Source organism: Streptomyces sp. NPDC102270, from assembly GCF_044766405.1.
GTDB lineage: Bacteria > Actinomycetota > Actinomycetes > Streptomycetales > Streptomycetaceae > Streptomyces.
Window position 1 is genome coordinate 240264 of sequence record NZ_JBIWLX010000005.1, and the last position, 13138, is coordinate 253401.

15 protein-coding genes, 1 tRNA gene and 1 pseudogene are annotated in these 13138 nt (G+C 67.4%); 7 read left to right on the plus strand and 10 right to left on the minus strand.

What is annotated here, in order from left to right; genetic code table 11:
* Positions 1-139 precede the first annotated feature (139 nt).
* A complete protein-coding gene (gene pknB / locus ACIRP7_RS11395) occupies positions 140-2134 on the plus strand; it encodes a Stk1 family PASTA domain-containing Ser/Thr kinase (protein WP_403656551.1) in 1995 nt (664 codons plus the stop codon).
* A gap of 178 nt (positions 2135-2312) precedes the next feature.
* Positions 2313-2573 carry a hypothetical protein gene (locus ACIRP7_RS11400; RefSeq protein ID WP_403656554.1) on the plus strand — a complete coding sequence of 87 codons (261 nt, stop codon included), beginning with the start codon at positions 2313-2315 and terminating at the stop codon, positions 2571-2573.
* Between the two features lie 11 nt (positions 2574-2584).
* Here the strand turns inward: ACIRP7_RS11400 and ACIRP7_RS11405 are convergent, their stop codons facing one another.
* A complete protein-coding gene (locus ACIRP7_RS11405; protein ID WP_403656557.1) occupies positions 2585-3061 on the minus strand; it encodes a hypothetical protein in 477 nt (158 codons plus the stop codon).
* A gap of 28 nt (positions 3062-3089) precedes the next feature.
* Here ACIRP7_RS11405 and ACIRP7_RS11410 point away from each other — a divergent pair.
* Positions 3090-3368, plus strand: a pseudogene (locus ACIRP7_RS11410) (restriction endonuclease); the annotation flags it as partial.
* A 96-nt stretch (positions 3369-3464) separates the two neighbouring features.
* On the opposite strand, the gene ACIRP7_RS11415 reads toward ACIRP7_RS11410, so the two are convergent.
* Genes ACIRP7_RS11415 through ACIRP7_RS11440 form a run of 6 tightly spaced genes read right to left on the minus strand, consistent with a single transcriptional unit; the run spans position 3465 to position 7731 of the window.
* Positions 3465-4202, minus strand: a complete 738-nt coding sequence (locus ACIRP7_RS11415) for a class E sortase (protein WP_403656560.1) — start codon at positions 4200-4202, stop codon at positions 3465-3467.
* A 13-nt stretch (positions 4203-4215) separates the two neighbouring features.
* On the minus strand, positions 4216-5388 hold the full coding sequence (locus ACIRP7_RS11420) for a class E sortase (protein WP_403656563.1): 1173 nt from the start codon (positions 5386-5388) through the stop codon (positions 4216-4218).
* Positions 5385-6023: an aminodeoxychorismate/anthranilate synthase component II gene (locus ACIRP7_RS11425; protein ID WP_403656566.1), complete on the minus strand. Its 639-nt coding sequence runs from the start codon at positions 6021-6023 to the stop codon at positions 5385-5387. Before ACIRP7_RS11425 ends, ACIRP7_RS11420 begins: the two co-directional genes overlap by 4 nt.
* On the minus strand, positions 6020-6208 hold the full coding sequence (locus tag ACIRP7_RS11430; protein WP_352387235.1) for a hypothetical protein: 189 nt from the start codon (positions 6206-6208) through the stop codon (positions 6020-6022). The genes ACIRP7_RS11425 and ACIRP7_RS11430 overlap by 4 nt, the downstream gene beginning before the upstream one ends.
* Positions 6209-6234: 26 nt before the next feature.
* Positions 6235-6924 carry a class E sortase gene (locus ACIRP7_RS11435; protein ID WP_403656570.1) on the minus strand — a complete coding sequence of 230 codons (690 nt, stop codon included), beginning with the start codon at positions 6922-6924 and terminating at the stop codon, positions 6235-6237.
* A gap of 27 nt (positions 6925-6951) precedes the next feature.
* Complete coding sequence (locus tag ACIRP7_RS11440; RefSeq protein ID WP_403656573.1) at positions 6952-7731, minus strand: DUF881 domain-containing protein; 780 nt, start codon at positions 7729-7731, stop codon at positions 6952-6954.
* A 140-nt stretch (positions 7732-7871) separates the two neighbouring features.
* On the opposite strand from ACIRP7_RS11440, the gene crgA reads away from it, so the two are divergent.
* Positions 7872-8126: a cell division protein CrgA gene (crgA, locus tag ACIRP7_RS11445; protein WP_403656576.1), complete on the plus strand. Its 255-nt coding sequence runs from the start codon at positions 7872-7874 to the stop codon at positions 8124-8126.
* Positions 8127-8390: 264 nt separating this feature from the next.
* On the opposite strand, the gene ACIRP7_RS11450 is transcribed toward crgA, so the two are convergent.
* Together ACIRP7_RS11450 and ACIRP7_RS11455 are read right to left on the minus strand one after the other, a co-directional pair.
* Complete coding sequence (locus tag ACIRP7_RS11450; protein WP_403656579.1) at positions 8391-9275, minus strand: rhomboid family intramembrane serine protease; 885 nt, start codon at positions 9273-9275, stop codon at positions 8391-8393.
* 124 nt (positions 9276-9399) lie between these two features.
* Positions 9400-9933 carry a peptidylprolyl isomerase gene (locus tag ACIRP7_RS11455; RefSeq protein ID WP_280850479.1) on the minus strand — a complete coding sequence of 178 codons (534 nt, stop codon included), beginning with the start codon at positions 9931-9933 and terminating at the stop codon, positions 9400-9402.
* A gap of 242 nt (positions 9934-10175) precedes the next feature.
* Here ACIRP7_RS11455 and ACIRP7_RS11460 point away from each other — a divergent pair, with 242 nt between their 5' ends.
* A complete protein-coding gene (locus ACIRP7_RS11460; protein ID WP_403656582.1) occupies positions 10176-10865 on the plus strand; it encodes a DUF5324 family protein in 690 nt (229 codons plus the stop codon).
* Positions 10866-11018: 153 nt separating this feature from the next.
* Entirely contained in the window at positions 11019-11969 is a 951-nt protein-coding gene (locus tag ACIRP7_RS11465; protein WP_403656584.1) for a glycoside hydrolase family 26 protein, read from the plus strand.
* A 147-nt stretch (positions 11970-12116) separates the two neighbouring features.
* On the opposite strand, the gene ACIRP7_RS11470 is transcribed toward ACIRP7_RS11465, so the two are convergent.
* Positions 12117-12189, minus strand: a tRNA-Ala gene (locus ACIRP7_RS11470).
* A gap of 185 nt (positions 12190-12374) precedes the next feature.
* Here ACIRP7_RS11470 and ACIRP7_RS11475 point away from each other — a divergent pair.
* A complete protein-coding gene (locus tag ACIRP7_RS11475; protein ID WP_352387221.1) occupies positions 12375-12923 on the plus strand; it encodes a DNA-binding protein in 549 nt (182 codons plus the stop codon).
* The last annotated feature ends 215 nt before the right edge of the window (positions 12924-13138 follow it).

Sequence of the window (13138 nt, forward strand, 5' to 3'; positions counted from 1 at the left end):
CGTTGCGATACCGGTCCTGTATCGGGTGACGCACTTGGCCAGGTCACACAAAGCTAGCCGGGTACGGTAGGCCCGGAGTGCAGCCTCCGACGGCACACACGTGCCGGTCGGGACCGACGGAGAGGGCTGGTAGGAAGCTATGGAAGAGCCGCGTCGCCTCGGCGGCCGGTACGAGCTGGGCCAGGTGCTCGGCCGTGGTGGCATGGCGGAGGTCTACCTCGCCATGGACACGCGCCTCGGCCGCACGGTGGCGGTGAAGACGCTGCGCGCGGACCTCGCGCGTGATCCTTCCTTCCAGGCCCGGTTCCGCCGGGAGGCCCAGTCGGCCGCCTCGCTCAACCATCCCGCGATCGTGGCGGTCTACGACACGGGCGAGGACTACATCGACGGGGTCTCGATCCCGTACATCGTCATGGAGTACGTCGACGGCTCCACCCTCCGCGAGCTGCTGCACTCCGGCCGCAAGCTGCTGCCGGAGCGCTCCCTGGAGATGACCATCGGGATCCTCCAGGCGCTGGAGTACTCCCACCGCAGCGGCATCGTCCACCGCGACATCAAGCCGGCCAACGTGATGCTCACGCGCAACGGCCAGGTCAAGGTGATGGACTTCGGCATCGCCCGCGCCATGGGCGACTCCGGCATGACCATGACGCAGACCTCCGCGGTCATCGGCACCGCCCAGTACCTCTCGCCCGAGCAGGCCAAGGGCGAGCAGGTCGACGCCAGGTCGGACCTCTACTCCACCGGCTGCCTCCTCTACGAGCTCCTCACGGTCCGGCCGCCCTTCGTGGGCGACTCCCCGGTGGCCGTCGCCTACCAGCACGTACGGGAAGAAGCGCAGCCCCCGTCGGTGTTCGACCCCGAGATCACGCCCGAGATGGACGCCATCGTCCTCAAGGCCCTGGTCAAGGACCCGAACTACCGCTACCAGTCGGCCGACGAGATGCGCGCCGACATCGAGGCCTGCCTCGACGGCCAGCCGGTCGCGGCCACCGCGGCGATGAGCTCGGTGGGCTACGGCGGCTACCCGGACGACCAGCCGACCACCGCCCTGCGCTCCGACGCCGGCGCCACCACCATGCTGCCGCCGATGAACGGGGACGACGGTGGCTTCGGCTACGACGACCGCCCCGACCGGCGCCGCCAGAAGAAGTCGAACACCTCGACCATCCTGCTGGTGGTGGCGGGCGTCCTGGTGCTCGTCGGCGCCATCCTGATCGGCAAGTGGATCTTCAGCGGCGGAGGTGCGGGCAACGACCAGGTGACCGTGCCGAACCTCGTCAACCAGTCGCAGCCCGACGCGACGAAACAGCTGAGCAACGTCGACCTGAAGCTCGGCCAGGTCACGGAGAAGCCGTGCGAGAACACGGCCAAGGGCAACATCTGCGAGCAGAACCCGACGAGCGGCACCAAGGTCGACAAGAACTCCACGGTCAGCATCGTGGTGTCCACCGGGGCACCCAAGGTGGCCGTCCCCAGCGTCCTCGGCCAGGACGTCGACCAGGCCACGCAGACGCTGCAGGACGACAAGTACCAGTTCGTCGTCAAGACCAAGAAGGAGGTGTCCACCGAGAAGGAGGGCATCGTCCTGAACCAGGACCCGAGGCTCGGCGAAGAGGTGGAGAAGGGTTCCACCATCACCCTCACCATCGCCAAGGCCGAGGAGAAATCCACGGTCCCGGACGTCACCGGCCGGTCCTGTGACGACGCCAAGGCACAGATGCAGGCCAACAACCTCGTCGGCAACTGCACCCAGGTGGAGACCAACGACACCAACCAGATCGACAAGGTCATCTCGACCTCGCCGCAGGCCGGCACCCAGGTCGACAAGAACTCGTCGGTCGACATCCAGATCGGCAAGGCAGCGAACAAGACCGCGGTCCCGGACGTCAGGGGCCGCACGGTCGCCCAGGCCCGGCAGATCCTCAACAACGCCGGCTTCACGAACATCCAGTTCACCAACGGCAGCGACCAGAGCGACACCGCCCTCGTGACCCAGCAGGACCCCCAGGGGGGCAGCGAGGTCGACAACGCGGGCGGCACCCAGATCAACCTCACCACGGTGAGCGTCGGCAACGGCAACAACAACGGCGGCAACAACGGCGGAGGCTTCTTCGGAGGCGGAACCGGCTAGCCGCACGGAGAACCCCGCACAGAGACAAGCCCCGCCGCCCATCACAGGGCGACGGGGCTTCCTCATGGCGACCCGCGCCCGTCCGTCGGCGTGTTCGCATACCGATCGTGTCTTCCTATATGCCGACTCGTTGATCCATTCGAGTGGGGTGCCGAAGCTCTGCCCTGGCCATGGAGCCATGCCTCAACCGGAAGGGCAGAACATGATCAACGAATCGGCGCTGCTGGAATCCCAGAGCCTGCGCAACAGCGTCCTGGAACGCACGGACGTACTCGACAGGGTCAAGGCACTGTCGCTGCTGCCGGACGGGATGCATGTGACCACGGCGATGGTGGCGGCGTACTTCGAAGTCACTGTGGAGGCCCTCCGAGCCCTCGTCCAGGACCACCGAACAGAGCTGGAGAACAACGGCTACCACGTTTGGCAGGTTCGCGACTGAGTGACTTCAAGTCACTCAGTGGGATTCAGTCGCGTTCCCGCTCCCTCGCCCTCTTCTCCCGCCGAGCCGTCCTCAACGTCGCCATGCTCCTCCGCGACAGCGAAGTCGCACGTCAGGTGCGTGTGTACCTCCTGGACATGGAGTACCTGGCCCGCACCCAGCCTGTGGATAACCCTGTCCACAGGGAGACCGTCTCTCTCGACGACCGCATCGACCAACGCATCACCCACATCCTCGGCAAGACCGTCGTACCGATGTTCAACGCCCTGATCGAAACATCGGGCGAGCACCGCAAGGAGCTGATCGCCCTGCGCGCAGGAGTCCAGCGCATCGAGCGACGCCTCCACCAGCACCACACCCGCCTTCAACGACTCGAAGGCGTACGGGACGACCGGCCCACCGTCGGAGTCATGGCCGCCATGGACGCCATGAACGGCCGCAGGTTCGAGCACCACATCGCCAAACTGCTGCGCCGGGACGGGCTGCACCAACGTCGTCGTAGAGGGCGGTCGCGGGGACCGGGGTGTCGACATCATCGGGCTCACTGCCACCGGACGACGGCTCGTCGTGCAGTGCAAGCGGTTCGCGCCCTACCTCAACATCACCAGCCCGGCGGTCCAGAAGTTCGTCGGGGCGGCGAAGGTTCTCCACAACGCGGATGTGGCCCTCTACGTGGCGACCTGCCCCTTCACCCCTGAGGCCCTGAGCATCGCCGCCGAGACCGAGATCACCGTCGTACACCGGGGGCTGCTGGAGCAGTGGAGCGCCGGGGAACCGCTGGAAGTCCTGGAGTAGGCACGGCCCGGCGCAAAGAGGCCCGAAGCCGCAAGAGATAGTTGCGGCTTCGGGCCTCCGCCATGCTAGGCGACTGAGGTCCTCAAAGGACCCCAGTCACCGCAGTTCCTTCGGCAGTGTCCGCTCGTTGTCCACCTTCTCCGTGCGGACCAACTCGCCCCACACCACATACCGGTACCGCGAGGTGTACACCGGCGTGCACGTCGTCAGGGTGATGTAGTGGCCGGCCTTCTTCTTGCCGGACTCCTTGGGGATCCGGCCGAGGACCGTGACGTTGTACTTCGAGGTCTCGGGAAGGACGGCGTAGACCTTGTAGACGTACCACTCGTCCTTGGTCTCGAAGACGATCGGGTCGCCCTTCTTGACCTTGTCGATGTTGTGGAACTTCGCGCCGTGCCCGTCGCGGTGGGCGGCGAGGGAGAAATTGCCGGTCTTGCCGCTGGTGGGGAGCGTGGCCTTGACGGGGTCGACGTAGTAGCCGGCGACGCCGTCGTTGAGGATCTTCGTCGAGGTGCCCTTCTCGACCAGGACCTCACCGTTCTTCATCGCGGGGACGTGCAGGAAGCCGATGCCGTTCTTCGTGTCCAGCGCGCCCGGACCGGTGTCACGGCCCTGCATCCAGCTGTCGCGCACCTTGTCGGCTTCCTTGTGCGCCGAACGGTCGGCGATGACGTTCGTCCACCACAGCGAGTAGGCGACGAACAGGCCGAGCACCAGGCCCGCCGTGATGAGGAGTTCACCGAAGACGCTGACCGCCATGGCGATCCGGCCGGTGCCGCGGCGGCGCGGCGCGGGATTGCCGGTGTTCTGCTCTTGCTCGGTGGTCGCTGCCACTAGTCATCTGCCCTTACTGGACGAGCGCATCCGGCTTGCCCTTGCTGCGCGGCCGTTCCTCGACCATCTTGCCCCAGACGATCAACCGGTACTTGCTGGTGAACTCCGGCGTGCAGGTGGTGAGGGTGATGTAGCGGCCGGCCGTGGTGAAACCGGATCCCTTGGGGACGGGGTCGATCACGCTCGTGTTGCTCGGAGACGTCACCGGAAGCGTCGACGTCATCTTGTAGACGAAGTAGTCGTCCTGCGTCTCGACGACGATCGCGTCACCCGGGCTGAGCCTGTTGATGTAACGGAAGGGCTCGCCGTGTGTGTTGCGGTGCCCGGCCAGGGCGAAGTTGCCGGTCTTCGCGTCGGGCATCGCCGTCTTGAGCGCGCCCTCGCTGTAGTGCCCGACCATGCCCTTGTCGAGGACCTTCTTGTTGCTGACGCCCTCGGCTATCGGCACCACCACGTCCAGCTTGGGAATGTGCAGCAGGGCGAAGCCCTGACCCGGCTCGAAGGTACCCGGGGCACCCTTCCCGCTGGCCCAGTCGTTCTGGAGGCTGCTCGCCTCCTTGTCCGCCTGCGCGTGCGCCCGGACGTTGGTCCACCACAGCTGGTAGCTGACGAACAGCAGCATCAGCACACCGGTGGTGATGAACACCTCGCCGATCGCCCGGCTCGCGACCACGGCCGCGCCGGGTTTACGGGCCTTCGCCTGCTTACGGGCCTCGACACGGGAGAGCGGCTTGCCCTCCGGCGAGTTCGGCGAGTCCGGCGCGCCCTGCTCCGGCTGCGCATCGGGGGCCGCCGTACCGCCATGACGCCCGTGACGGCGCTTGGCGGCCTTTCTGCGGGCCGCACGGCCGCCCTGTGGGGATCCAGTGGCGGATGTGACGGAAGAGGCCGCAGAGGCGGATATGGAGGGCGGCGGCGGATCGGGTATCCGCAACGCCACCGTTTCATCGTCGGCCGGGGGGACATAGGGCACCGACGCCGACGCCCCACCCGAGGACGCGCCCGAGGACGCCTCCCCGAACGACTCCTGGGCGTAGGACTCCTGACCGTAGGGCTCCTGGGCAGACGAACCAGGCGAACCAGACGAACCACCGGCGAAGGACTCCCCGCGATAGGCATCGCCGCCGTAGGACTCGTACGACGCGTCGCCGTACAAGTCCTCGCGCTCGGGGCGCAGGGCCGTCACGCCGTGGCCCTGCCCACCACCGGGGCGAGCCCCACCGACCTCGCCACCGCGCCCTGGTCCCCACACTCCACCAGCCAGTTGGCCAGCATCAGATGGCCGTGTTCCGTCAGCACCGACTCCGGGTGGAACTGCACGCCCTCGACCGGGAGTTCACGGTGCCTGAGCCCCATGACGATCCCGTCGTGCGTCCGCGCGGTGACCTCCAGCTCGGCCGGGACGGTCGCCGGCTCCGCGGCCAGCGAGTGGTAGCGCGTCGCCGTGAAGGGCGTGGGCAGCCCGGCGAAGACCCCACGGCCCTCGTGCTCGACCAACGACGTCTTGCCGTGCAGCAACTCGGGCGCGCGGTCCACGACACCGCCGTACGCCACCTGCATCGACTGCATCCCGAGACAGACACCGAAGACCGGCACCCCGCTCGCGGCACAGTGACGCACCATCTCGATGCAGACCCCGGCCTCCTCCGGCGTACCGGGTCCGGGCGACAGCAGGACGCCGTCGAAGCCGTCCTGGGCGTGCGCCGTCGACACCTCGTCGTTGCGCAGCACCTCGCACTCCGCACCCAGCTGATACAGGTACTGAACGAGGTTGAAGACGAAGCTGTCGTAGTTGTCGACGACGAGAATGCGCGCGCTCACTGGTTGTCCACCGTCACATCGTTGAAGGGCAGCAGCGGTTCGGCCCACGGGAACACGTACTGGAACAGGACGTAGACCACAGCAACGACCAGCACGAGTGAGAGCAGCGCCTTCACCCATGCGTTCCCCGGCAGATGCCGCCAGATCCAGCCGTACATGCCGTCCCTTCCGTCGCACCACGGCATCCACACACACGCCGTACCGCACCAGACTAACGGCGCAGGGCAACCGGCTTGCCGTCCTCCACAGGCTGTGTGGAGTCCAGGTGTGCCCAGACGATCAGCCGGTGGCTGTGTCCCCACTCCGGATCGCACGTGGTCAGCGTGAGATAGCGGCCAGGCCGCGTGTACCCGGATTTACGTGGCACAGGATCGATCACCTCAATGTCGGTGGGCACTGTTTTGTAAGGCCCTTTGTCGATCCGATACGTGAACCAGGTCGTCCCGTCCGTCAGGACCACCGCGTCACCTCGCCGCAGCCGCGAAAAGTCCTTGAACGGATCCCCATAGGTGCGCCGGTGCCCGGCGACCGAGAAGTTGCCCTGCTGTCCGAGCTGCACGGTGTTCACGTAGTGCCCGAGACCCTTCTTCAGGGTGGCGACCTCGGTGCCTTCGAGCACGGGCTTGTTCCACGTGAAACCAAGCCGGGGGATGTACATGATCGCAAAAGGCTTCCCGCTCCGGTACGGCGCCGGATCCGCAGGGGAGCCGGACGGGCCGGCCGTCACCTTCGGCTGCCGCACGCTCCCCTGCGCCCACTGGTTCTGCAACTGGTCGATCTGGTCGTCCATGACGGTGTCGGCCTTCACACCGGTCCAGAACAGCACATAGACGACGAACAACACGATCAGGGCGCCGACGGTGATGCACAGCTCGCTGACGGTCCTGACGACGACACGCACCGGCGGCTCCAGGGGCTCACACCGTGCTCACTCCACGGGCTTGGCGTACTGCAGATCCACTGTGCCCGAGTAGCCGGGAAGAGTCACCGTGCCGTCGTCGGCCACATTCCAGCCGAGCCCGTAGACATTGACGTAGACCATGTAGTTCTGGATCGCCTTGGAGTCCGCGAGCGCCTGCTTCAGCTTCCCGGGATCACCTACCGCCTGGATCTTGTACGGCGGCGAATAGACGCGGCCCTGGAGGATCAGGGTGTTGCCGACACAGCGCACGGCGCTGGTGGAGATCAGCCGCTGGTCCATGACCTTGATCCCCTGGGCGCCGCCCTTCCACAGGGCGTTGACCACGGCCTGCAGATCCTGCTGGTGGATGACCAGGTAGTCGGGCTGCGGCTCGGGGTAGCCGGGAAGCTTGGCGGTCGCGTTCGGCGGGGCGTCGTCGAGCGTGACCGTGACCGCCTTCCCCTTGAGCTTCTGGGTGCCTGCCCGCTCCTCCAGGGCGGCGAGCTTGTCGTCCTCGGCCTTGGTGCTGCCGTCGTCGCGCTCGGCGAGCGACTCGACGTCCCGGCGCAGCGAGCCGTTCGACTCGTCGAGCTCGCCGTTGTTGCGGCTCCGCTCCTGGATGAGGTCCGAGAGCTTCAGCATGGAGGCGTCCGTGCGGATGTCGGTGCCCTTGGCCGTATTGAAACTCGTGAAGAAGATGAGTCCCGCGAGAGCGAAGACGGCCACGGTGAGCACCCGCACCGGCCGGAAACCTCGCCTGCGGACAGGACTGGATCCGGACTGGGGGGAGTCGGCAGAATTGCTCAACGTACCCTTATCTCCTTCGGCGCCGCGGAAGCACTACGCTAACGGACGCCCAGGGGAGCGCTAAGAGTCCCCTTGTACGCTGCCCGGAGCCCGACCAGTTACCTGCGCGGCCACGCAGCGCATCGACAGGAGAGACCCTCGTGCCGAAGTCACGTATCCGCAAGAAGGCCGACTACACGCCGCCCCCGGCGAAGCAGGCGACCGCCATCAAACTGAACAGCCGCACCTGGGTCGCCCCTGTGATGCTGGCCATGTTCCTCATCGGGCTGGCCTGGATCGTCGTCTTCTATGTGACGGACGGCTCGCTCCCCATCGACGCTCTGGACAACTGGAACATCGTGGTGGGCTTCGGTTTCATCGCCGCCGGATTCGGCGTCTCCACCCAGTGGAAGTAGCTCTCCCCAGGGCTATCCGCTGAGTTATCCACAGCCTGGAGCAATATCCACAGGACCTGGGGAAAAGACGACGATCTGTGGATAACCCATCGGACGTTGACGCCGGTACGACCATCGCACCATCCCCCGCAAGCCTGTTCGCCCCCTTCCTGACCTGCACAAACGCGGGTCAGCGACAGGGGGCACAGCTGTTCCCGCACTGTATGCACAAGATCCGGTACTCGCTGTGGAAAACGGGCCGCTCAGAGGGGTCGCACCGACCCGTCAGGTCAGCTGGGCCGTTCTGATCAGGGTCATGCCCACGACGACCAGCAGGACCAGCGCGCAGGTCCCGTACTGCACGAGTGCCCGCCGCTTGCGCGGGGCGTGGACCATGCCGTAGCCGGTGATCAGGCCGGCGGCCAGGCCACCGATGTGTGCCTGCCAGGAGATGCCGCTCCAGCTGAAGGTGAAGATCAGGTTGATCACCAGGAGCGCGATGATCGGCCGGAGGTCGTAGTTGAGCTTGCGCATCAGGACCGCGGTCGCGCCGAAGAGGCCGAAGATGGCACCGGAGGCGCCGAGGGTCTGGGTGGCCGGACTTGCCAGCAGATAGGCCAGGGCGCTGCCCGCGAGACCGGAGGCGAGGTAGACCGCGAGATAGCGGGCGCGGCCGAGGGCCGCTTCGAGCGGTCCGCCGAGCCACCACAGGCTGAGCATGTTGAAGCCGATGTGCCAGATCTCCTGGTGCGCGAAAATCGAGGTCACCAGGCGGTAGTACTGCCCGTCCGCGACACCTTCGGTGGGTTGGAAGGGCGCCGGCGGCCAGGCACCGATGAGGCTGAGGTCCGCCGCCAGGGACGTGTTGACCTGGAGGGCGATGAACACCGCGACGTTGATCCCGATGAGGATCTTCGTGAGCAGCCGGGGATCGGCCGTGACCGTCCCGCCGGCGAGGGTGCGGGGTCGTGCCGCGGCCGGAGCCGGTCCGGTGCCGCCCCCGTCGCGGACGCACTCGGGGCATTGGAAGCCGACGGAGGCGCTGACCATGCACTCGGGGCAGATCGGGCGTTCGCAGCGGGTGCAGCGGATGCCGGTCTCACGGTCCGGGTGCCGGTAGCAGCCAGGCAGGTTCTGGGCCTCTGGCGTACTGCCCGCCTCCTGATTCATGCCATCCCCTAAGTCGCCCGAAGTTGCCCGAAATCGCCCTGGGTCGTCGTGCCCACATGCACCGCCCCGCTCCTCCTTACGGTTGAGCGGGGCGTTTGGTTCCCTTGGTGGGGGTTGCCGGGGCTCAGCCCTGGCGCGTCTCCACGACGACCTGCTCGATGACGACGTCGTTGACCGGGCGGTCGTTGGGGCGGGTGGTCTTGACGCCGGCGATGGCGTCGACGACCTTCTGGCTGGCGGGGTCCGTGACCTCGCCGAAGATGGTGTGCTTGCGGTTCAGCCAGGCCGTCGGGGAGACGGTGATGAAGAACTGCGAGCCGTTGGTGCCGGGGCCGGCGTTGGCCATAGCGAGCAGGTAGGGCTTGTTGAAGCCGAGGTCCGGGTGGAACTCGTCCTCGAACTCGTAGCCCGGGCCGCCGATGCCGGTGCCCAGCGGGTCGCCGCCCTGGATCATGAAGCCGCTGATGACGCGGTGGAAGATCGTGCCGTCATAGAGCCTCTTGGTGGACTTCTCCCCGGTGCCGGGGTGCGTCCACTCGCGCTCGCCCTGGGCGAGTTCGACGAAGTTCCTGACCGTCTTCGGGGCGTGGTTCGGCAGAAGCCGGACTTCGATGTCGCCGTGGTTGGTCTTCAGGGTGGCGTACAGCTGCTCGGCCACGATCTGCCTTCCGTTGTCTGCTTGTGCCCGACCGATCCTCGCACGGATCCGGCCGAGGATCGGTCGGGCAGGGGCGCACGGCGGCGATCCGTGGCATTGTCGTCGGCAAGCTCCTGTTGTTACGTATTCATCCGTTATTGATCCGGATGCCCGCCCTCAGGTGCCGGGCTGCACTCCGGCAGGCATGATCCGTAAAAGGGTGGAAAGTCGAAATACCATACGCCACCGAGGAGGAGGATCCCGTGACCCGCATCGACAGCGTGCGCGCCGCGACCGGCTCGGCGAAGGACAGCGTGCTGCACGCCGCGGAAGTGGTGGCGCCCTACGCCGACACGGCCAAGGACAAGGCCTCGCACTACGCGACCGAGGCACGCGTACGGCTCGCGCCTAAGGTCTCGCAGGCGGCCGAGCAGGCGCGTGTCCAGTACGGCGCTCATCTCGCGCCGCGCCTGGAGCAGGCCCGTACGCATGTTCCGCCGAAGGTCGACCAGGCCGCCGTACGCACGCGTAAGGCAGCTCGGCAGGCCGCCGACTATTCCCGCCCGAAGATCGAGCAGGCCGTTGCCGCGGCCGGTCCGGTCGCCGGGGAGGCCACAGCCCGCAGTGCGGCCGCACTGGCCGCACTGCGTGGCCAGGTCTCTCCCAAGGAGGTCCAGAAGCTGATCCGCAAGCACGAGCGGCGGGCCCGTGCAGGACGGCTCGCCAAGGCGTTGGCGGTCGCGGGCCTCGTGGCGGGGGGTGCTTACGCCGCCTGGAAGTGGTGGGACAAGCAGGCCAATCCTGACTGGTTGGTCGAGCCGCCCGCCGCGACCGAGGTGTCCGAGACGGGCCGGCTGACGTCCGTGGACGGCAGCGGTCAGTCCGTCCTGGATCCGGAGGTTCAGGCGAAGGAGGCCGAGGAGGACGCCGCGCAGCACGACGAAGGGCGCTGACGCCGGTTTTCGCCGGCGTGTACCAGTGGTGGGGCGGAGTTTCTCCGCCCCACCGTCGTGTTCACCCGACGGTGTGGCCGGAGCGGCGCGGTGGGGCCCTGGTGCGTCACTGTCGCGGAGACCTGTTTTCGCACCGGACGGACCGCTGCCCTGATGAAGCTCTCGCGCCGCGGGCCGCTCGCCCTGGCCGTCGTACTGCTGCTTCTGGCCTCGGGCTGCACCGCCCGTGCCCCCGGGCCCGGGGCGGCTTCCGCGTACGGCGCGTACGTCGGCTATGAGCGGGCTGACGTGGGGCGGCTGGGCGCGCTCGGTGCCTGGCTCGGTGGGCCCGCGCCCCGGGTGGGGCACGTGTATCTGCCGGGTGACCGCTGGAGCAACATTGAGGGAGGGCCGGGTTATCTGGAGTCCTGGGCGGCGTGGCGCCGGGCCGGTGCGCGGCGGATGTTCGTCCTGAACGTGCCGATGCTGGAACGCGCGGAGGCCCACCTGCCCGACCGTGCGGTCCGTGAGCAGCTTCGGCGTGGGGCGCGCGGTGACTACGACGGTCATTTCCGCGTGCTGGCCAGGCGGTTGACGGCTCTCGGTGTCCCGGACACGATCGTCGTTCTCGGCTGGGAGATGAACGGCACCACGTACAGCCACCGCTGCGGTCCGGATCCGGTCGCGTGGAAGCGGTACTGGGCGAGGATCGTGCGCGCGATGCGCTCGGTGTCCGGTCAGGGTTTCCGCTTCGAGTTCACGCCCAACCGCGGCCGTGAAGCGATCCCGTGGCCGCGCTGCTATCCGGGGGATGAGGTCGTCGACATCATCGGTATGGATGCCTACGACGCCCCGCGCGGGCTGCGTTTCACCGAGCAGGTGAGCGAGCCGTACGGTCTGCGCGCCCATGTCCGCTTCGCCCGCGCCCACGGCAAACCCTTCTCGTACCAGGAGTGGGGTCTGTACGAGAACGGCGACGACCCGGTGTACATGCGCGGCATGCTCACCTGGTTCGCCCGGCAGCGCCCGCTCTACCAGGCCATCACCGACTACTGCCCGCACGGCGTGTGGGGCTGCCGGGCCCATCCGCGGTCGTCCGCGGTGTACCGGTCGCTGATGAGGTAGGCCGGTACGGCGGCGGGGGTCGGCCGGGTGTCCGGCGTGTGATCCGGAGGCTTGCAGGACACGTCGAAGCTGATCCGGCCGGGGTTCCCGGTGTGCACGAAAAACCCCTCCGCCCGCGTATTCGCAGGTCGGAGGGGTTTTCTGGTGTGGAGCCTAGGGGAGTCGAACCCCTGACATCTGCCATGCAAAGACAGCGCTCTACCAACTGAGCTAAGGCCCCGGGAAGAGGAACGTCCGCCGGAGGAACCACGTGCCGGTGGGCGTCGCAGACCAGAGTACCGGGTCACCCGGGGTATTCCGCAAAAAGGATTGGGGGTCCCCGCGAACGACCACTCTCCGTAAGATGCTCGGCGGGGTTCGCTGTCGCGAACCACGGTTTTTTGGGGAAGCGATGGGGAGACGCACATGGACGCCGCACAGCAGGAAGCGACCGCAAGAGCGCGGGAACTGCAGCGGAACTGGTATGGGGAGCCGCTGGGGGCGCTCTTCCGTAAGCTCATAGATGACCTGGGGCTCAACCAGGCTCGTCTCGCGGGGGTGCTGGGACTGTCGGCTCCGATGCTGTCCCAGCTGATGAGTGGTCAGCGGGCGAAGATCGGCAATCCCGCCGTGGTCCAGCGGGTGCAGTTGCTGCAGGATCTGGCGGGGCAGGTCGCGGACGGCAGCGTGAGCGCGGCCGAGGCGACCGAGCGCATGGACGAGATCAAGAAGTCGCAGGGGGGTTCGGTGCTCAGCAACACCACGGCCACGACGAGCAGTTCGGGCGCGCCGACGGTCAAGCGGGTCGTCCGCGAGATCCAGTCGCTGCTGCGCTCGGTGGCCGCCGCGGGAGACATCATCGACGCGGCCGACACTCTCGCGCCGACCCATCCGGAACTGGCAGAGTTCCTCCGGGTCTACGGGGCCGGCCGTACGTCCGACGCGGTCACGCACTACCAGTCCCACCAGAACTGAGCCGTCCGTCCGGTGGCCGAAGGGGTTCGGCGGCCGGGCCGGGGGCTGTGCAGGCGGCACGGAGGGGCGCGAGGGGGTCGCGCTCCTCACCGGGGGCTGACACGCGGGGGTGTGTCAGCCGCCGAGGAGACGAGGAACACGGGGCCGTATCTCTCATCCGGGAGGCCACGAGGGGTCGTATCGCTCATCGAGGGGGAAGCAAGGGGGGTAACCGC